Source organism: Lachnoclostridium sp. An131 (assembly GCF_002160825.1).
Lineage (GTDB): Bacteria > Bacillota > Clostridia > Lachnospirales > Lachnospiraceae > Laedolimicola.
In genome coordinates this window covers 62,225-81,233 of record NZ_NFLI01000018.1, presented here as the reverse complement: position 1 = coordinate 81,233, position 19,009 = coordinate 62,225, and the positions used below count along the sequence as shown (strand labels likewise).

Annotated in this window: 17 protein-coding genes, 1 riboswitch and 1 other annotated feature; all 17 genes read left to right on the top strand. The window is 52.9% G+C overall.

Annotated features, from left to right (window positions below; genetic code table 11):
- The first annotated feature begins 450 nt into the window (after positions 1 to 450).
- The 17 genes from B5E77_RS14200 to B5E77_RS14120 all read left to right on the top strand — a co-directional run bounded on the left by B5E77_RS14200 (position 451) and on the right by B5E77_RS14120 (position 18,870).
- Entirely contained in the window at positions 451 to 1,743 is a 1,293-nt protein-coding gene (locus B5E77_RS14200) for a UDP-N-acetylglucosamine 1-carboxyvinyltransferase (protein ID WP_087166017.1), read from the top strand.
- 91 nt (positions 1,744 to 1,834) lie between these two features.
- A riboswitch (SAM riboswitch) is annotated at positions 1,835 to 1,935 on the top strand.
- Between the two features lie 125 nt (positions 1,936 to 2,060).
- A complete protein-coding gene (gene metK / locus B5E77_RS14195; protein WP_087166010.1) occupies positions 2,061 to 3,248 on the top strand; it encodes a methionine adenosyltransferase in 1,188 nt (395 codons plus the stop codon).
- Positions 3,249 to 3,277: 29 nt separating this feature from the next.
- Entirely contained in the window at positions 3,278 to 3,685 is a 408-nt protein-coding gene (locus tag B5E77_RS14190; protein WP_087166009.1) for a hypothetical protein, read from the top strand.
- 241 nt (positions 3,686 to 3,926) lie between these two features.
- On the top strand, positions 3,927 to 5,483 hold the full coding sequence (locus tag B5E77_RS14185) for an FN3 domain-containing metallophosphoesterase family protein (RefSeq protein WP_087166008.1): 1,557 nt from the start codon (positions 3,927 to 3,929) through the stop codon (positions 5,481 to 5,483).
- Between the two features lie 135 nt (positions 5,484 to 5,618).
- Positions 5,619 to 5,845: a binding site (T-box leader), on the top strand.
- 59 nt (positions 5,846 to 5,904) lie between these two features.
- Positions 5,905 to 8,544, top strand: a complete 2,640-nt coding sequence (locus tag B5E77_RS14180) for a valine--tRNA ligase (RefSeq protein ID WP_087166007.1) — start codon at positions 5,905 to 5,907, stop codon at positions 8,542 to 8,544.
- Positions 8,545 to 8,595: 51 nt separating this feature from the next.
- Positions 8,596 to 10,704: an LTA synthase family protein gene (locus B5E77_RS14175; protein WP_087166006.1), complete on the top strand. Its 2,109-nt coding sequence runs from the start codon at positions 8,596 to 8,598 to the stop codon at positions 10,702 to 10,704.
- On the top strand, positions 10,701 to 12,005 hold the full coding sequence (locus B5E77_RS14170; RefSeq protein ID WP_087166005.1) for a bifunctional folylpolyglutamate synthase/dihydrofolate synthase: 1,305 nt from the start codon (positions 10,701 to 10,703) through the stop codon (positions 12,003 to 12,005). The genes B5E77_RS14175 and B5E77_RS14170 overlap by 4 nt, the downstream gene beginning before the upstream one ends.
- Positions 11,998 to 12,147 (top strand): hypothetical protein, encoded by a 150-nt coding sequence (locus B5E77_RS17130; RefSeq protein WP_204248064.1) that lies wholly within the window; start codon positions 11,998 to 12,000, stop codon positions 12,145 to 12,147. The genes B5E77_RS14170 and B5E77_RS17130 overlap by 8 nt, the downstream gene beginning before the upstream one ends.
- A 47-nt stretch (positions 12,148 to 12,194) precedes the next feature.
- Positions 12,195 to 13,649 carry a tetratricopeptide repeat protein gene (locus B5E77_RS14165; protein WP_087166004.1) on the top strand — a complete coding sequence of 485 codons (1,455 nt, stop codon included), beginning with the start codon at positions 12,195 to 12,197 and terminating at the stop codon, positions 13,647 to 13,649.
- 171 nt (positions 13,650 to 13,820) lie between these two features.
- Positions 13,821 to 14,186, top strand: a complete 366-nt coding sequence (locus tag B5E77_RS14155; protein ID WP_242963752.1) for an anti-sigma factor antagonist — start codon at positions 13,821 to 13,823, stop codon at positions 14,184 to 14,186.
- Positions 14,183 to 14,611 (top strand): anti-sigma F factor, encoded by a 429-nt coding sequence (gene spoIIAB / locus B5E77_RS14150; RefSeq protein ID WP_087166002.1) that lies wholly within the window; start codon positions 14,183 to 14,185, stop codon positions 14,609 to 14,611. The genes B5E77_RS14155 and spoIIAB overlap by 4 nt, the downstream gene beginning before the upstream one ends.
- 2 nt (positions 14,612 to 14,613) lie before the next feature.
- Complete coding sequence (locus tag B5E77_RS14145) at positions 14,614 to 15,327, top strand: SigB/SigF/SigG family RNA polymerase sigma factor (RefSeq protein WP_087166001.1); 714 nt, start codon at positions 14,614 to 14,616, stop codon at positions 15,325 to 15,327.
- A gap of 56 nt (positions 15,328 to 15,383) precedes the next feature.
- Positions 15,384 to 15,575, top strand: coding sequence for a hypothetical protein (locus B5E77_RS14140; protein ID WP_087166000.1), 192 nt, complete (start codon positions 15,384 to 15,386; stop codon positions 15,573 to 15,575).
- Positions 15,572 to 16,240, top strand: a complete 669-nt coding sequence (locus B5E77_RS14135; RefSeq protein WP_087165999.1) for a stage V sporulation protein AA — start codon at positions 15,572 to 15,574, stop codon at positions 16,238 to 16,240. The genes B5E77_RS14140 and B5E77_RS14135 overlap by 4 nt, the downstream gene beginning before the upstream one ends.
- Positions 16,237 to 16,656 (top strand): stage V sporulation protein AB, encoded by a 420-nt coding sequence (locus B5E77_RS14130; RefSeq protein ID WP_330394708.1) that lies wholly within the window; start codon positions 16,237 to 16,239, stop codon positions 16,654 to 16,656. The genes B5E77_RS14135 and B5E77_RS14130 overlap by 4 nt, the downstream gene beginning before the upstream one ends.
- Positions 16,657 to 16,797: 141 nt before the next feature.
- A complete protein-coding gene (locus B5E77_RS14125; protein ID WP_442911340.1) occupies positions 16,798 to 17,259 on the top strand; it encodes a SpoVA/SpoVAEb family sporulation membrane protein in 462 nt (153 codons plus the stop codon).
- A gap of 216 nt (positions 17,260 to 17,475) precedes the next feature.
- Complete coding sequence (locus B5E77_RS14120) at positions 17,476 to 18,870, top strand: alanine/glycine:cation symporter family protein (RefSeq protein WP_442911339.1); 1,395 nt, start codon at positions 17,476 to 17,478, stop codon at positions 18,868 to 18,870.
- Positions 18,871 to 19,009: the final 139 nt, after the last annotated feature.

The following is a 19,009-nucleotide window of genomic DNA, read 5'->3' as shown; positions in this document are numbered from 1 at the left end:
CACAATAACATAAAATAACATACTAAAAAGCAAAAAAATTGACACAAAAAAAGCAGGTTTTATGCGGCCTGCAAGGTATTTTTCGATTATTCAACTGTCAAACTCCCGGAAGCTGGAATCTGGACAGAAAATGTAAAGGATATGAAACAGAATTGTAAAATGACAGCCCATGTCGGCTGTGTTATAATATGGAAGAGAGAAAAACCCTGATTTTTGCCCGGTTTTCGGCGTTTTGTTCCCAAGATCAGGTATTTACAAATCAAAAGATTGTGTTATACTATTTAAAGACCAAAACGGGAATAGTTTTGGCTGAAAGCTGGAAGGATAGACATCAGGGAATCGTGTTCCGTGCGTTATCGGATGAAGGATGCGGCGGCGCGGAGGCAGGATTGTATCGATATTTATGATAGAGAAAACGAAAAACAGGATCAGAAAGAGCTGGGAGTAGTTATGGATCAATATGTGATTAAAGGCGGAAACCCACTCGTTGGCGAGGTGGAGATCGGCGGCGCGAAGAATGCGGCGCTGGCGATTCTCGCGGCAGCGATTATGACAGATGAGACAGTAGTGATAGAGAATCTTCCGGATGTGCGGGATATCAACGTCCTGCTGGAAGCGATGCAGAAAATCGGCGCTTATGTGGAACGCAAGGAGCGCCATTCAGTGAAGATCAATGGTTCCCAGATAGGGGATTTCAGTGTAGATTACGAGTATATCAAGCGGATTCGCGCTTCCTATTATCTGCTGGGCGCTCTGCTTGGAAAGTACAAGCGGGCGAAGGTTCCGCTGCCGGGCGGCTGCAATATCGGAAGCCGGCCCATTGACCAGCATCTGAAGGGCTTCCGGGCGCTCGGAGCTGATGTGAAGATTGAGTATGGCTTTATTGTGGCTGAGGCGGAAAGGCTTCGCGGGAGCCACATTTATCTGGATGTGGTTTCTGTGGGAGCCACGATCAATATTATGATGGCAGCGTCTATGGCCGATGGAAATACTGTCATTGAGAATGCAGCCAAGGAGCCCCATGTAGTGGATGTGGCAAACTTCCTGAACAGCATGGGCGCGAATATCAAGGGCGCGGGCACGGACATCATTCGTATCCGGGGTGTGGAGCGCCTTCATACGACAGAGTATTCGATTATTCCGGATCAGATAGAGGCAGGCACCTTTATGTTTGCCGCGGCGGCCACAAGAGGCGATGTGACCGTGAAAAACGTGATTCCCAAGCACTTGGAAGCGGCCACCTCCAAGCTTTTGGAGATCGGCTGTGAGATAGAGGAGCTGGACGACGCTGTACGCGTGGTCTGTGCCAAGGGGCTGAAGTGTACAAATGTAAAGACGCTTCCGTATCCGGGCTTCCCGACTGATATGCAGCCGCAGATCACAGTGGCCTTAGGCCTGGCAAAGGGAAGCAGCATTGTGACAGAGAGCATTTTTGAAAACCGCTTCAAATATGTGGATGAGCTGGCGCGTATGGGCGCGAATATCAAGGTAGAGGGCAACACGGCGATCATCGAAGGCGTGGAGCGCTACACAGGAGCCCAGGTGTCAGGTCCTGATCTGCGGGCCGGCGCAGCTCTGGTGATTGCCGGACTGGCGGCGGATGGAATTACGATTGTCGATGATATCCATTATATTGAGCGCGGCTATGAGCGCTTCGACGAGAAGCTCCGCAGCCTGGGCGCTGAGATAGAGAAGGTGTCTGACGAGCGCGGGATTCAGAAATTCCGCCTGAGAGTGGGTTGACAAACGCCCGTATCTGGTGTATGTTATACCATGTCCACAGGACATGGCCCCTTGCGGGGATGATAGAAAAATTGAATAGTGCAGAAATTTTCTCTTATTCAGAGTGATGGAGATACAAAGGATCTGTGAAGTCACGGCAACCCCGCAGTGCGGAAGGTGCCAACCTGAGCGAGTAAAATCGAACAATAAGGGGAACTGGTTATCAGCATATAACAGGTCCGCTTACAGCGGACCTGTTTTTATATGACAGGAAACATTTTTACCTGTACGCGGCGCTTAGATACAGAGAAGATAAGCACAAAGGAAGGAGAACAAACATGGAGAGACTGTTATTTACATCTGAATCCGTAACGGAGGGACATCCGGATAAAATCTGCGACCAGATTTCAGATGCGATTCTGGACGCCCTGCTGGAGCAGGATCCGATGAGCCGGGTGGCCTGCGAGACGGCTACGACGACCGGCATGGTTCTGGTAATGGGGGAGATTACGACGAAGGGGTATGTGGACATTCAGAAAATTGTCCGCGATACCATCAGGGAGATTGGCTACGACCGCGGAAAATACGGCTTTGATGCGGATAACTGTGCAGTCATCACCGCTATCGACGAGCAGTCCGCGGATATTGCGATGGGCGTGAACAAAGCGCTGGAGGCAAAGGAGCACCTGATGTCAGACGATGAGATTGAGGCCATCGGAGCAGGAGATCAGGGTATGATGTTCGGCTATGCGACAAACGAGACGCCGGAGCTGATGCCTTATCCGATCGCTCTTGCACATAAGCTGGTGCGGCAGCTCACGAAGGTCCGCAAGGACGGCACGCTGCCCTATCTGCGTCCCGATGGAAAATCCCAGGTGACAGTAGAATATGACGAAAACGGAAAGCCCTGCAGGCTTGACGCAGTCGTGTTATCCACGCAGCACAGCGAGGATGTGACCCAGGAGCAGATCCACGAGGATGTCCGCAGATATGTGTTTGACCCGATCATTCCGGCAGATATGGTCGATGAAAATACGAAGTTTTTCATCAATCCCACAGGCCGCTTTGTCATTGGCGGACCTCACGGTGACAGCGGACTGACAGGCCGCAAAATTATCGTGGATACCTACGGCGGCATGGCCCGTCACGGCGGCGGCGCGTTCTCCGGAAAGGACTGTACGAAGGTAGACCGTTCCGCAGCTTATGCGGCCCGCTATGTGGCAAAGAACATTGTGGCGGCAGGGCTTGCCGATAAGTGTGAGATTCAGCTGTCCTATGCGATCGGCGTGGCGCAGCCCACCTCCATCAATGTAGATACGTTCGGCACCGGAAAGCTTTCCGACAGCCGCCTGGTGGAAATCATCCGTGAGAATTTTGATCTGAGGCCTGCGGGAATCATCCGGATGCTGGATCTGAGAAGACCGATCTATAAGCAGACGGCTGCCTACGGACATTTTGGCCGCACAGACCTGGATCTTTCCTGGGAAAAGACAGATAAGGCAGAGCTGCTGAAAAAGTACTTATAGAAAATGCGTTTGGGAGGGAATAAGGAGTTATGCTGCTGGAAAAATTGAGGAGCCAGGGCATTGCAGAGGCCCTGGAAGCAATTGGCTATGATTGTGAAAGGATTTTCGGGGAGCTTACCCCGGAGGCAGAAGAGCTTTATGCCTCTTATTCCTGGAGAAAAATTTCCTGCTCTGTAGAGGGGATCCGCGACGCTTATGTGGTTCATGCGGTTCCGTTAGAGGAGCTTCTGAAGGAAGATCATCCATGGGAGGAATGGTTCTTCCAGTTTGGCAGGCCGGAGCATCATGTACTGTTCCTGAACAAGAAAGACTGCTGTGATCAGGAAATCTTTATTCCGGAGGACGACAGGGATCATCCGCAGGAGGCCTGCGGCAGAACCTGGCATTATTATTGCGACAAAGAAAGCTTTCCCTATTTTGCAGGACTGAAAAAGTGACATAAGAGAATGGAAGGAGCACGATTCATGCGGCGGATCGTGCTCCTTTTTTTATATGGAGAAGGCAGATTACCGCCGGTTTTCTTAAGAATTCGGGAGGTTTCTTGTATTTTTCTTAATAATTTTTCATCTCCTTGATTTTGACGGAATATAATGGTAGAGTAGATATACCCTGAGATTAGGATGGCAGGGATATCGTGACGTTCCGCAGAAGCGGACCTGGTCAAAAGAGGAGAGGATTATGAAGAAGAAAAATAAAGGGGGACGAGCTCTGTTCACTTCGGCGGTGCTCCTTCTGCTTGTGATAGCGGCGGCATGGGGACTGAAAGCCAGAAGCCAGGCCCAGAAGGCCGCGGAGGCGGCAGCGCTTCAGGCAGAACAGGAAGCTCAGCAGGCGGCGGAGGAAGCCCAGAAAGCAGCAGAAGAGGCGGCTGCAGCCCAGGCGGCAGAAGAAGCGGCAGCGGCTCAGGCAGAGCAGGATGCGGCGGCAGAGGAGCAGGCGGCAGCGGAACAGACGGCCAGCGCTGAAGAGCAGACAGCGTCTTTTGTGACCGATTACGACAGTATGCCGCTCCTGAATACGACGCCGATTCGAAATCTGTCTCTGGAGGTAGGAGCTACAGAGGATGAGATCCGGCTGAACTGGATGTCGCCGAGCGGAAGTCCCGGGCAGGTGAGCTGGTATACGATACAGAACGGAGATCTTCAGATGGTGACTGCAGAGTATACGGCGTCGTCTACCATGCCGGGCTATTATGTAAATAAGGCTGTGGTTACAGGACTGGAGCCTGGTCTGACCTATGCCTATAAGGTAGGAAATGATGCCGGAGGCTGGTCTCCGGAGTACAAATATGCAGTGCCGGATGTGAACACGAGCGAGGGCTTTACCTTCCTTGTGACCTCAGATGCGGAGATTGGACAGGATCAGTATAATGAGATGCAGGTGACGATCGACGACTGGGACCGCACGGTTACCCGGCTCACCAATTATGTGCCGGAGGCGCAGTTCCTGATCCATGCAGGGGATCAGGTCAGTGAGTTTGGAAATGCGGAGGAGTATGCGGGCTTCCTGGATCATCTGGCCCTTTATAAGATTCCTCTGGTGCCGGTCGTGGGCAACCATGACGTGGCCAATGAGGATACGGTGGAGAAGCTGGGCTATCCGGCCGGGCCGTATTTCTACGAGCATTTCAATGTGCCGAACAGATCCGACGAGTACGGCTACAGTGAAGCTGACAAAAATGGAGATTACTATTTTGTCCGCGGAAACGTGCTGTTTATCGTGCTGAACAGCTGTACCTCCCAGGCGACCGATATCCATGAGCAGTATGTGCCGCAGGTGATAGCGCAGCATCCGGATGCGAAGTGGAGAATTATCATTCAGCATTATCCTGCTTACAGCAGCGTACAGAAGTATCAGGAGAATATGGATCCCTGGATTGCAGATTCCCTGGCCTATATCTGTGAAGACAATGATATCGATCTGGTTATTTCCGGACATGATGCGGTTTACTCCAGATCTGCCTTTACGAACCGGAAGCATGAAATATATGAGGGCTGCGACTATGCATCCGGCGCGGTGGCGGTAAATCCGGAGGGAACCATGCATGTGACCTGCAGTACAGCCACAGGAAGCGTATACCAGGGCGTGACGCCGAATGACAAGCTGGTGTTCCAGGGACAGCCGGAGAAGCCGATGGCACTCAGGATTGACGTGACGGATACGCAGCTTCATCTGCGGGCTTATGTGATGGACAGCTGGACCCTGTATGATGAATATACGATTGAGAAGACTTGACAAGCGGCAAAAAGCCTGCTATATTACCCTCAGCTGATGACAGTGCCGGTATGCGGGTGTGCATGCGCCCGGAGCCTGCGCTGAGATTTTGGAAGACAGCTGGAAACATACGCCTGCGGGCGTATCATGAGAATAGAAAAGGCATGGAAGAAGAGGAGTACGCAGGCAGGCGTCACACAGAGAGGGCGGCCCATGGCTGAAAGGCTGCCGGGGAAGAGTCGTTTGCGGAAGGTAGCTTTGGAGCCGGGACGGTGAAAGAGGAGTAGCCGTTCACGCCTGACCAGCGTTAACGGGTAAAGAGATACGCGGGTTCGTCCGCGTATGAAGTAAGGTGGTACCGCGTGCTGACTGACGCCCTTTCGACAGAAGGGGCGTCTTTATTTTTCGGGTCCGCCGAAAAAAGAACAGGAGGAGCAAAGGAATGAAAGAACTGGCAAAGACCTATGATCCGAAGCAGATGGAGGATCGGATTTACAAAGACTGGCTGGAAAAGAAGTATTTCCACGCAGAGGTGGACAGAAGCAGAAAACCGTTTACGATTGTGATGCCGCCTCCGAACATCACCGGAAAGCTTCACATGGGCCACGCTCTGGACAATACGCTTCAGGATATCCTGATCCGTTACAAGAGAATGCAAGGCTACAATGCGCTCTGGGTGCCGGGAACAGACCATGCGTCGATTTCGACGGAGGTCAAGGTTATTAACCAGCTGAAGTCGGAAGGCATCGACAAAAACGAGCTGGGCCGCGAAGGCTTTCTGAAGCGGACCTGGCAGTGGCGTGAGGAGTATGGGCGTACCATTGTAGACCAGCTGAAGAAGCTCGGCTCTTCCTGTGACTGGGACAGAGAGCGGTTCACGATGGACGAGGGCTGTTCCAAAGCGGTGCAGGAAGTCTTCCTGCGCCTGTATAAGAAGGGGTACATTTATAAAGGCTCCAGAATTATCAACTGGTGTCCGGTCTGCAAGACCTCGATCTCTGACGCAGAGGTGGAGCATGAGGAGCAGGCAGGCCATTTCTGGCATATCAATTATCCGATTAAGGGCAGTGATAAGTTTGTAGAGATCGCGACGACCCGCCCGGAGACAATGCTGGGCGATACGGCTCTGGCTGTAAATCCCGATGACGAGCGGTATCAGGATATCATCGGAAAGACGGTGATTCTGCCGCTGGTGGGCCGTGAGATCCCGGTGATCGCGGATGCTTATGTAGATAAGGAGTTCGGAACGGGCGTAGTGAAAATCACGCCGGCCCACGACCCCAATGACTTTGAGGTAGGAAAGCGTCATAACCTTCCGGAGATCAATATCCTGAACGACGATGCCACCATCAACGAGAATGGCGGAAAATATGCGGGCATGGACCGCTATGAAGCGCGCAAGGCTATCGTGAGGGAGCTGGAGGAGCAGGGACTTCTCGTAAAGGTGGAGGAGCATGTCCACAATGTGGGAACCCACGACCGCTGCGGCACGACTGTAGAGCCTATGATCAAGCAGCAGTGGTTTGTTAAGATGGAGGAGATGGCGAAGCCCGCCATCGAGGCTGTAAAGAACGGCGATCTGACCTTTGTGCCGGAGCGTTTTGACAAGACCTATCTTCACTGGCTGGAAAACATCCGCGACTGGTGTATCTCAAGGCAGCTCTGGTGGGGACACCGGATTCCGGCGTACTACTGCGACGGCTGCGGTGAGATCGTGGTGGATAAGGAGATGCCGAAGGTGTGCCCGAAATGCGGCTGCACGCATTTCACTCAGGATCCGGATACGCTGGATACCTGGTTCTCTTCCGCGCTCTGGCCCTTCTCGACGCTGGGCTGGCCGGATAAGACGGAGGATTTGGATTATTTCTACCCCACGGACGTGCTGGTGACAGGCTATGACATCATTTTCTTCTGGGTTATCCGTATGGTATTCTCCGGCTATGAGCAGACCGGAAAGTGCCCCTTCCATCACGTGCTGATTCACGGACTGGTGAGGGATTCCCTGGGACGGAAGATGAGCAAATCCCTGGGCAACGGCATCGATCCGCTGGAAATCATTGATCAGTACGGCGCGGACGCTCTGCGCTTCACGCTGGTAACCGGAAACGCTCCCGGAAACGATATGCGTTTCTACATGGAGCGTGTGGAGGCAAGCCGCAATTTTGCAAACAAGATCTGGAACGCTTCCCGGTTCATTATGATGAACATTGAGAAGGCGGAGGTTCCGGAGCAGATGAGCCCGGAGGAGCTGACGGGCGCAGATAAATGGATTCTGTCAAAGGTAAATACCCTGGCTCAGGACGTGACGGTTAATATGGACAAATTTGAGCTGGGAATTGCCGTGCAGAAGCTCTATGATTTTATCTGGGAGGAATTCTGCGACTGGTATATCGAGATGGTGAAGCCCCGTCTCTACAGTGACGAGGATCAGACCAAGGCAGCTGCGCTCTGGACGCTGAAGACCGTCCTTACGAACGCGCTGAAGCTTCTGCATCCCTATATGCCGTTTATCACAGAAGAGATTTTCCGCAACCTGACGGGCGAGGAATCTATCATGATTTCCTCCTGGCCTGTATATAAGGAAGCGTGGAATTTTGCGGAGGAAGAGGCAGAAATCGAGCTTCTGAAGGAAGCGGTGCGGTCGATCCGAAATGTGCGCTCCTCCATGAATGTGCCGCCCAGCAAAAAGGCGCAGGTATTTGTAGTTTCTGAAAATGATAGGGTGCGCGGAGTCTTTGAGCGCAGCCGCCTGTTCTTTGCGACTCTGGCTTACGCCAGCCAGGTAACCGTGCAGGCAGATAAGGCCGGAATCGGCGAGGACGCCGTATCGGCCCTGATTCCTGACGCGGCGGTATATATGCCGTTTGCAGAGCTTGTGGACCTTGACAAGGAGCTGGAGCGGCTTAAGAAGGAAGAGGAACGCCTGACAAAGGAGCTGGCCCGCGTAAACGGCATGCTGAATAATGAGAAATTTATAAGCAAGGCTCCTCAGAGCAAGATTGATGAGGAAAAGGAAAAGCTTGCGAAATATACACAGATGATGGCGCAGGTAAAGGAGCATCTGGCGTCCCTTTCAAAGTAACAGGGCCTGGCGGCTTCAGTGCCGCCGCGAAAAAAGAAAAAAGTGAGGATTATGAAAAGGATTAAAAAGTGGCTGGGGGGATTTGGGGCATTCTGCCACAGGATTCACGAAAGGTGCAGCGGACCGCTTGAGAAGCCGATCGTTTTTGCAAACCGGTTTTCTCTGGTGCTTCATGCGCTGCTTTCCTGGGCGATCTACTTTATTATGGAGGCTGTATCCCGCCATTCGGCGGTGGAAGCTTGGTCTTTCATGACAGAGAGCACGGCCGTCTTTGCTTACAACAGCTTCATGATATTTATGAGCTTCATGCTGGTATATCTGGTGAGACGCAGAATTTTTATGAGGCTTCTGATTTCGTTTTTCTGGCTGGTGCTCGGCATTATAAACGGAACGATTCTGGCGAGCCGCGTGACGCCCTTTACAGGCCAGGATCTGCATCTGATCACAGACGCGCTGGACATTGTGGGAAATTATATGTCCCCGGTGCAGCTGATTTTAAAAATAGGAGGGGTTGCTCTCGGGATTATAGTTCTGGTGCTGCTGTGGAAATACGCTCCGAAGTACCAGGGAAGGCTCTGCTATCCGGTCAATATTGCGGGCCTGGCGGCTGTGATTGGGCTTTTCGCCGGCACGACGAAGCTGTGTCTGGAGCAGCGCGTGCTGTCCACTTATTTTGGCAATATCGCTTTTGCCTACGAGGATTACGGCCTGCCCTACTGCTTTTTCTGCAGCCTGCTGGCTACGGGAATGGATAAGCCCTACGATTATTCGGAGGATACGATAAAAGCTATTGTGGATCGGGATGAGGAGGTGCTGGCAGAGGAGGATAACGATTCGGAAAAGCCAAATATTATCATGCTGCAGCTGGAGACCTTTTTCGATCCGACCACGGTGGAGTTCCTGGAGTTTTCAGAGGATCCGATTCCGAATTTCCACAGACTGATGGAGGAGTATTCTTCAGGCGCTTTTAAGGTGCCGTCTGTGGGAGCGGGAACAGCCAATACAGAGTTTGAGTGCATTACGGGAATGAACCTCCGGTATTTCGGTCCGGGTGAATATCCCTATAAGACGATTCTGAAGGAGACGACCTGCGAGAGTGTGGCCTATAATCTGAAGGACGTCGGGTATGCCACTCATGCCATCCACAACAATAAGGCGACCTTTTACAGCCGCGCGGATGTGTTCAAAAATCTTGGTTTTGACACTTATACTTCGAAAGAATACATGGATGTGTCCAACACGACGGAAAATGGCTGGCTGAAGGATGAGGTTCTGATAGAGCATATCCTGGACTGTCTGGACTCCACAGCCCGGCAGGACTTTATCTATACGATTTCCGTACAGGGACACGGCGAGTATCCTACAGAGAAGGTGCTGGAGGATCCGGCTATCCGGGTTACGGGAGCTGAGACAGAAGAAAAGAATAACCAATGGGAATACTATGTAAATCAGCTTCACGAGATGGATCAGTTTATTGCAGATCTGATTGATGCCCTGGATGCTTACGGCGAGGATTACGTTCTCGTCATGTACGGAGATCACCTGCCTACGCTGGGGCTTACCGTGGAGGATGTGAGCAACCGGTACCTGTTCGATACGAGCTATGTGATTGTGGACAATATCGGACTGGAAAAGGAGGATCAGACGCTCTGCTCTTACCAGATTGCCGCAGAGGTGCTCGATAAGGTAGACATCCATACGGGAACCATGATGCAGTTCCATCAGGCCCGCCGCAAGACAAAATGGTATCTGCCGGACATGGAGCTTCTGCAGTATGATTTGCTCTATGGAGAGCGGTATGCTTACGGTATGGACGGGGAAAGCCCTTATGAGACCGTGGATATGCAGATGGGGATTCATCAGCCTGAGATCCGGAATGTAGTCGCCCTCGATGAAATGACGTATGTGTTTGGAGAGAATTTTACGACGGCTACGAAGGTCTATGTGGACGACGAATATCAGAGCACGACGTTTATCAACGATCATGTGCTCCAGCTGAAAAAGACGGTGCTGGAGGAAGACGCGCTGATTGCAGTGAAGCAGCTGGCGCCGGGCAAGGCGAGACGGGTGCTCAGTGAAGGAAACACATACAGCTTCCGGGCTCAGAGTGAGGAGGAGCAGAGTACAGACATGCAGGAAGGGACAGGCGAAACGGCATGACATATCAGGAAGCGGTGGCTTATATTGACGAGACGCCGAAGTTTACAAAGAAAAATTCTCTGGACCATACGCGGGCCTTTCTGAAAAGGCTTGGGGATCCGCAGGAGGGGATGAAGATCTTTCACGTAGCGGGAACGAACGGAAAGGGCTCTGTATGCTCGTTTCTCGATTCCATGCTGAGGGCGGCCGGGAAGCGGACGGGGCTTTTCACCTCTCCCCATCTGGTGAAGATCAACGAGCGTTTTGTGATCGATGGGGAGGAGGCCAGCGACGAAGCGTTTCTGGAAGCCTTTCATGTGGTGATGAGCTGTGTGGAGGAGATGAAGAAGGAGGGATATCCTCATCCGACCTATTTTGAGCTGCTGTATCTCATAGGAATGAAGATCTTCGAAAAGGCGGGTGTGGAGTACCTGGTTCTGGAGACCGGCCTCGGAGGGAGGCTGGACGCCACGAACTCCATAGAGCATCCGCTGGTGACGGTAATCACCTCCATCAGTCTCGATCATACGGAGTACTTGGGTGATACGGTGGCAGCCATTGCAGGGGAGAAGGCCGGCATCATCAAGGAAGGCGTACCCGTAGTTTACGACGCCTCCGATCCGGAGTCTGCGGAGGTAATCCGCAGAAGGGCGGAAAAGATGCACGCGCCTGCCTGCGGCATCACACCGGAAATGTATAAAATTTCCAGTACGACAAAGAAACATATTGATTTTTCCATTGATTGTGGGTATTATGATTGTATCCAGCTGTCCATCTCCAGCGTGGCGGAGTATCAGGTGAAGAATGCAGCCGAGGCGGTGACAGCCATCCGCGCTGCAGACCGGGAAGGCTACTTTACCGACGCAGTGATCCGGAAGGGGATTGAAGAGATGCGCTGGCAGGGAAGGATGGAGACCGTGCTCCCGAGCGTCATTATCGATGGAGCGCACAATGAAGCGGGAGTAGAGGAATTCGTAAGGACAGCCAGACGGCTGGAGGCTGACGATCCGGTGACGCTGCTGTTTGCGGCAGTGGGCGATAAGGATTACCGGCATATGATAGAGACGATCTGCAGAGAGCTCCGCCTGGAGCGTGTGATTGTGACGGAGGTCGGAGGCTACCGGAGCGTAGACGCGAAGGTGCCGGAGGCGCTGTTCCGGGAGTTTGGGCAGAAGGAGGTAAAGGCTGTTCCGGATGTGGAAGAGGCCTTTGATGAAGCATTGAAGGAAAAGGGAGACGGCATTTTATTCTGCGTCGGTTCCCTGTATCTGGTAGGAAGCATAAAGGATATCTTAGAGACAAGGAGGTCCGCACATGATTGATTTTGAGGAAGAGCTGAAAAAATTTCATCCGAGCCTTGAGGTGGAGCAGGTAGAAGATAACGTATACAAGAATAAACCGAAGGATGTAGCGGATCTTCTGGATGAGATGCTGAAGGAAATGAAGGGCGGCAGCCGCTATTAAGGGACAAAAAGGACCGGGAAGAGGAATTTTTGTCAGAGGAGGAATCTATGCGTTGTATTAAATGTGGAGCGGTGCTGACGGATCCCGGCTACTGCAGCTCCTGCGGGACAGAGATTAAGATTTACAGCAAGCTGATACGCCTGTCCAACACCTACTACAATATGGGACTGGAGAAGGCGAAGGTGCGCAATCTCTCCGGAGCAGCGGAGGATCTGCGGTACAGCCTGGAACTGAATAAAAATAATATACAGGCCAGAAATCTGCTGGGCCTGATCTGTTTTGAGGTAGGGGATGTCGTTTCTGCCCTGACCGAGTGGATTATCAGCAAGAACCTGGAGCCGGATAAAAATATCGCGGATGAGTACATCAATGCGATCCAGGCGAATCCGGCCAGGCTTGACACAATCAACCAGACGATAAAGAAATATAACCAGTCTCTGCTGTACTGTCAGCAGGGCAGCGAGGATCTGGCCATCATCCAGCTGAAGAAGGTGCTTTCCCTGAATCCGAAGCTGGTGAAGGCGCATCAGCTTCTCGCCCTCCTCTATATCAAGACGGAAGAGTATGAGAGAGCGGGACGGGAGCTCCGCAGGGCCCTCGCGATCGATCAGACAGATAACATTTCCCTCCATTATCAGGCAGAGCTGGAGGAACTGACCGGAAAGCCGGCAGGACGCTCCCAGAAGGCTGAGAAGGAGAAAAAGGACTCAAAAAATCCGGATATTATCTCCTATACAAGCGGCAACGAGACGATTATTATGCCTGCCGCCTACAAGGAAAATACCGGTGTTAACGTGATTTTGAATATTTTCATCGGTCTGGTGGTGGGCGTGGCCCTGATGTGGTTCCTGGCGGTTCCTGCCAAGGTACAGTCGGTGCGCAGCGAGACCTCTGACCAGATTCGGGAGTACAGCGACCAGCTGGCGGCGCGGCAGACGGAGATCAACGAGCTTCAGAGCCAGCTTGACGCCCTGCAGGGCAATGCGGAATCCGAGGAGGAGACAGCGGAGGAGAGCGGAAGCAGCTATGAGCTTCTGATAGACGCCTATACAAGCCTTCAGGCAGAGGATACGGAAGGAGCGGAAGCGTCTCTGGATCAGGTGGATCCGGATCAGCTCTCCGACAATGCGAGAACGCTTTATAACCAGATCTATGGCAGCGTGCACGCGGATGAGATACAGGCGTTGTTTGACGCAGGCTCTGCCGCCTACGATGCGCAGAATTATGAGGAAGCAGTCACAAATCTGCAGCGGGTGGTCGATTATGACGAACGCTACAGCGACGGCTATGCGCTCTATTATCTGGCGCGTTCCTATGAGAATCTGGGCCAGAACGCGGAGGCTCTGGAGATGTTCCAGAGATTTGCGGACGCCTATCCCGGAACTCAGCGGGCGACCTATTCAAACAATGCCATAGCGCGGCTGCAGCCGCTGGTTCAGCAGGAGAATACAGAAGATCAGACAGAGGACACGGGTGAAAGCGCCGGAACTGCGGCACAGTAAAGACAGAAAACACAGATACGTAAAAAACACAGGAGAAGCCCTGGAGCAAGGGACATACCGAAAGGTATGTCCCTTTTCTGATCTCAGGAGAAACGTAATCCTGGGCAGGATGATTTCAGGCGGAGTGCAGTATCAGGCAGAAATGGAGGAGTGGCGAAAGTGAGAGGCAGTATGAAACGGAAAAAGAACCGGGCTGCCGGCGCGGGGCCGGCAGCCGGCATGAAGGCAGAAAACGGGACCTTAAGGATTCCGGTCCCGGCGGAGCTTGATCATCACAGCGCGGAGCAGATCTGCGCCCGGGCAGACGAGCTGGTAAGAACCAGGGATATCCGGGAAATTATCTTTGATTTTTCCGCAACTGTTTTCTGCGACAGCTCAGGAATCGGCATGCTGATGGGCAGATATAAGATCATGCAGGCGCTGGGAGGTACAGTGAAGGCTGTGCAGGTGCGGGGCAGGGTGGAGAGAATTTTGCTGATGTCCGGCGTGATGAAGGTGATTCCGGTAGAAAGAATGCAGGGAGGAGAGGAACAATGAGGAATGAGATGCGTCTGGAATTCGACAGTATTTCGGCCAATGAGGCCTTTGCAAGGGTGACTGTGGCTGCGTTTATGACGCAGATGAATCCCAGCATGGAGGAGGTGGCCGATGTGAAGACAGCGGTGTCGGAAGCCGTGACGAACGCCATCATACACGGATACCTGGGCGAGGTACATAAAATTGTGATTACGGGCGAGATAGAGGACGACTGGCTGCGGATTACCGTGGAGGATAAAGGAACCGGGATTGCGGATATCGAAAAGGCCATGGAGCCGCTGTATACCACACGGCCGGAGCTGGAGCGCTCGGGCATGGGGTTCCTTTTCATGGAGGCATTTATGGATGAGGTGCAGGTAGAGTCGGAGCCGGGAAAGGGCACGGCGGTTCACATGAAAAAGCGGATCAAATCCCAAGAGGCGTAAGCATGGATCGCACGGAGGAGCTGATTCGGAGGTCACAGGACGGAGATAAAGCAGCCCGCGATATACTGATAGAGGAAAACATGGGACTGATCCATCATGTGGTGAAGCGCTTTCTGGGGAGAGGCGTGGAAGCAGAGGATCTCTTTCAGATCGGGGCGGTAGGCCTGGTGAAGGCTGTCGACCGCTTTGATTTGAGCTTTGGCGTGCGCTTTTCCACCTATGCCGTTCCCATGATTGCAGGGGAAATAAAAAGGTTCCTGAGAGACGACAGCATGATTAAGGTCAGCCGCTCCTTAAAGGAGTTGGCGGTAAAAGCAGCGAGGCTCCGCGAACAGCTTCTGATGGAAAGGGGGGAGGAGCCGGGGGTGGACGAGCTGGCAGGGCGTCTCCGGGTAGAGCCGGAGGAGCTGGTGCAGGCCATGGACAGCTGCACGGAGGTAGAGTCCCTGCAGAAGGTGATTTCCCAGGGAGACGGCGAAGGAGTCAGCCTGATGGAGAGGGTAGAGCAGGGAAAGGACGAGCAGGAGGCGCTGCTGCGCCGCATTCTGCTGGAAGAGCTTCTTTCCTCCCTGGACCCGAAGGAGCGCCGCCTGATTGTTCTGCGCTTTTTCCACGACAGAACGCAGACACAGGTAGCCAGTGAGCTTGGCATGTCGCAGGTGCAGGTCTCCCGGCTTGAGAAAAAAATTCTTTCAGCGCTGAAAGAGAAGATGTAAAGGACGCATATTTCCGCATGGCGCGGGACATACTGGGAGCAGAAGGAGGAAGAGCGATGAATCATACAAAGTATCGTGTATGGCTGATTTCCATAACGCTCGCGGCAGTGATCTTCGGCGTCATCTGGTATGTCTCCGGCAGAGAAGAGGAGAAGACGATCACGGACGGCACGCTTGTCTATCATGAGCTGCCGGAAGAAGCCTGTTTTCTAGGAAGAAGCAGGATGGCGAGAGGCGTTCGGCTATGAATGAAATTCTGTATGTAAAGCTGGAAAAAAATATCAGGACATACAACAGAACGCTCACGCTGGGAGAGGCCGCACAGATGAGATGCTCCGATCCGAAGATCCTGAACAGGCTGAAAACGGAGAAGCTGTATGTCTTTGATCACGCCCGCCCGGGAAAGCGCTCCTGTGCAGCGCGGACAGTCCTCTCTGTCATGGATGTGATTGAAAAGGTTCAGGCCGTCTATCCAGGCCTGGAGATTCAGAATCTGGGCGAAGAGGATTTTGTGGTGGAATATTCCACAAAGAGAGAGGAAAATACTCTTGCCGCTATCGCAAAGGCAGCTTTTGTCTGCCTGATCTGCTTTTTTGGCTCTGCCTTTTCCATCATGGCGTTCAATAATGACGTGTCTACAGTCAGCCTGTTTGACAAATTTTATACTCTGATGACAGGACAGCAGTCTGACGGATTTACGATTCTGGAGCTGACATACTCGCTGGGACTTTCAGTCGGAATCATCGCCTTTTTCAACCACATCGGAGGGAGACGGCTTTCCAAAGAACCGACGCCCATCGAAGTAGAAATGCGGCTTTACGAGGATGATGTGAACACGACCCTGATTAAGACGGCCGACCGGAACGGCGCACACAAAAAAGAGGAAGGTCAGGAGGAGAAGAACGGAGCATGATCTGGTGGAAGGAAGCGCTGATGGCGGCTGTGGGCCTGTGCAGCGGGCTGGCGGTGGCAGGCGGCCTGTTTGCGCTGATTATTGCCCTTGGCCTGGTGGCCAAGTTTGCCGATCAGACCCATACGGCCCGGTATATTCTTCTGTACGAGGACGCAGTGGCGGCAGGCGGTATCCTGGGAAATCTGGTGAGCATCTATTCGCCGTCCCTGCCCTTCGGCGATGCAGGCGTGGGTATTTTCGGTATTTTTGCCGGAATTTTTGTGGGCGCCTGGGCGATGGCACTGACAGAGATTATCAATATCATACCGATCTTTGCACGCCGCATGGATCTGCGCAGAGGACTGGAGCTTTTGATAGCCAGCATGGCGCTGGGACGGACTGCAGGAGCTCTTATTTTTTATTTCTGCCGATTTTAGGAACGGCAGTCAGAAAGGATATATGGCATGAAAGAATTTATGGAGCATGAGCAGGGGAAGAACAGGCGGGAGCAGCCAGGAGAAGGACAGGCGGGACGGCCGGGCGTTCAGCCGGGATCCGGGCCGGTGATTCCGCCGGATGTGCAGCTGAACGAGCCGGATAAGCAGCAGTACGGCGAATATGTAAAACAGGTGACGCCCACCCACAGCCTGGGCCTGCAGATGCTGAAGGCCTTCGTGACAGGAGGCGTCATCTGCTGTATCGGCCAGGGGATTCTGAATTACGCGGGGAGTATCGGGCTGGAAAAGGACGCGGCAGGCGCCTGGTGCTCTGTGGCGCTGGTGCTGGCAAGCGTGATTTTGACCGGCCTCAATATTTTCCCGCAGATTGCGAAATGGGGAGGCGCGGGAGCGCTGGTGCCGATCACCGGCTTTGCGAACAGCGTGGCTGCGCCGGCTATCGAGTATCAGAAGGAAGGGCAGGTCTTTGGGATCGGCTGCAAGATCTTTACGATTGCGGGGCCGGTGATTCTGTACGGAATCTTTACGAGCTGGATCCTGGGGCTGATTTACTGGATTCTGGGACTGGCAGGGGTCTTCTGAAAGCGGATCAGAAAGAAAAGGATTGCATTTTTCCATACAGTGCATTAAACTAGTATCATGGTAAAGCGAAGTGAAGAGCATCGACAGTTTGCCGATGCTCTTTTTGCTTTTCAAAGAGATTCCGCGTGGCAGAATCTCCGGCAGGTGTCTCTTCGAGCAGGAGAAGCTTTCCGGCGGAAGCCTGAAACGCCGGAAGAGAGTGAGGGAATGGTTATGATGGAAACGATCGGAAATGTAATCACTGCAATCGACGATGCGGTCTGGGGCTGGTGGCTGATCATTCTGCTTCTGGGAACACACATCTTTATGACCTTTAAGACGGGATTCATTCAGTGGAAATCCATTACCAGGGGGATTAAGCTGTCAGTGACAAAGGATCCGGACGCGGAGGGTGAGGTATCAAATTTCGGCGCGCTGACTACAGCGCTGGCGGCTACGATTGGCACGGGAAATATCGTGGGCGTAGGTACGGCAGTCGCCCTGGGCGGACCGGGTGCGGTGCTCTGGTGCTGGCTCTCAGGAGTTTTCGGTATCGCGACGAAGTATGCGGAGTCGCTGATTGCCGTAAAATACAGAGTGAAGAAAAAGGACGGCCGTATGCAGGGGGGAGCCATGTACGCGCTTTCCAGAGGGCTCAAGTGGAAAAAGCCCGGGGCTGTTCTGGGTATGCTCTTTGCCGTCTTTGCCGGAATTGCGTCCTTTGGAATCGGCTGCGCGACCCAGGTAAACGCCATAGCAAACATTGTAGAGGAAAATGTAGGAGTTCAGGGATGGATTGTCGGCCTGATCGTGGCGGCACTGACTGCGGTTGTAATCTTTGGAGGAATCAAGTCTATCGCCAATGTATGTGAGAAGCTGGTTCCCTTTATGGCTGTTTTCTATGTGCTGGGCTGCATTATCATTTTGGGAATCAATTATGATTTTATCATTCCGGCGATCAAGACGATTGTCAGGCTTGCGTTTCAGCCGGGAGCGGCAGCAGGCGGCCTGGTGGGAACCGGAATCATGACAGCCATGCGCTATGGTACAGCCAGAGGACTGTTTTCCAATGAGTCCGGTATGGGATCTGCGCCCATAGCAGCTGCAGCCGCGCAGACGAGGAATCCTGTGCGCCAGGCGCTCGTGTCCTCCACAGGTACCTTCTGGGATACGGTAGTGGTATGCCTGATGACAGGCCTTGTGCTGGTGACTACGATTATGAAGAATCCTGCCATTAATATGGGAGAAATCACGGATGGCGGAATTCTGACAACTCTGGCCTTCGGGCAGATACCGTATTTCGGACCCGTTGTTTTGACCCTGGGCATCATCTGCTTTGCGTTTTCCACCGTCCTTGGCTGGGCTTATTACGGAGAACGTGCGGTAGAGTATTTTGCGGGAAAGAGGGGATTGATTCCTTACAGGGCCCTTTATGTGATTGTAGCAGCGATTGCTCCGGTGGTAGCGCTGGATATGGTATGGGATATCGCGGATATCCTGAATGCTCTGATGGCGATTCCGAACCTGATCGCTGTACTGCTTTTGTCCAATGTGATTTCAAAGGAAACGAAGAAATACATAAACGATCTGGACGCCTGGGATGAGGAGCAGGTTCCGGTGGTGGACGACTGAAGCTCCGGAGCCTGGTGTTCCGGAGGTGGGTGGCTGAAGCTCCGGAGCCTGGTGTTTCGGGACAGACGCCGGAAATAAAACAAATCCAAATATAAAAAACAGAAAGGATGGCCGAGACTGCTTCAGGCCATCTTTTTCT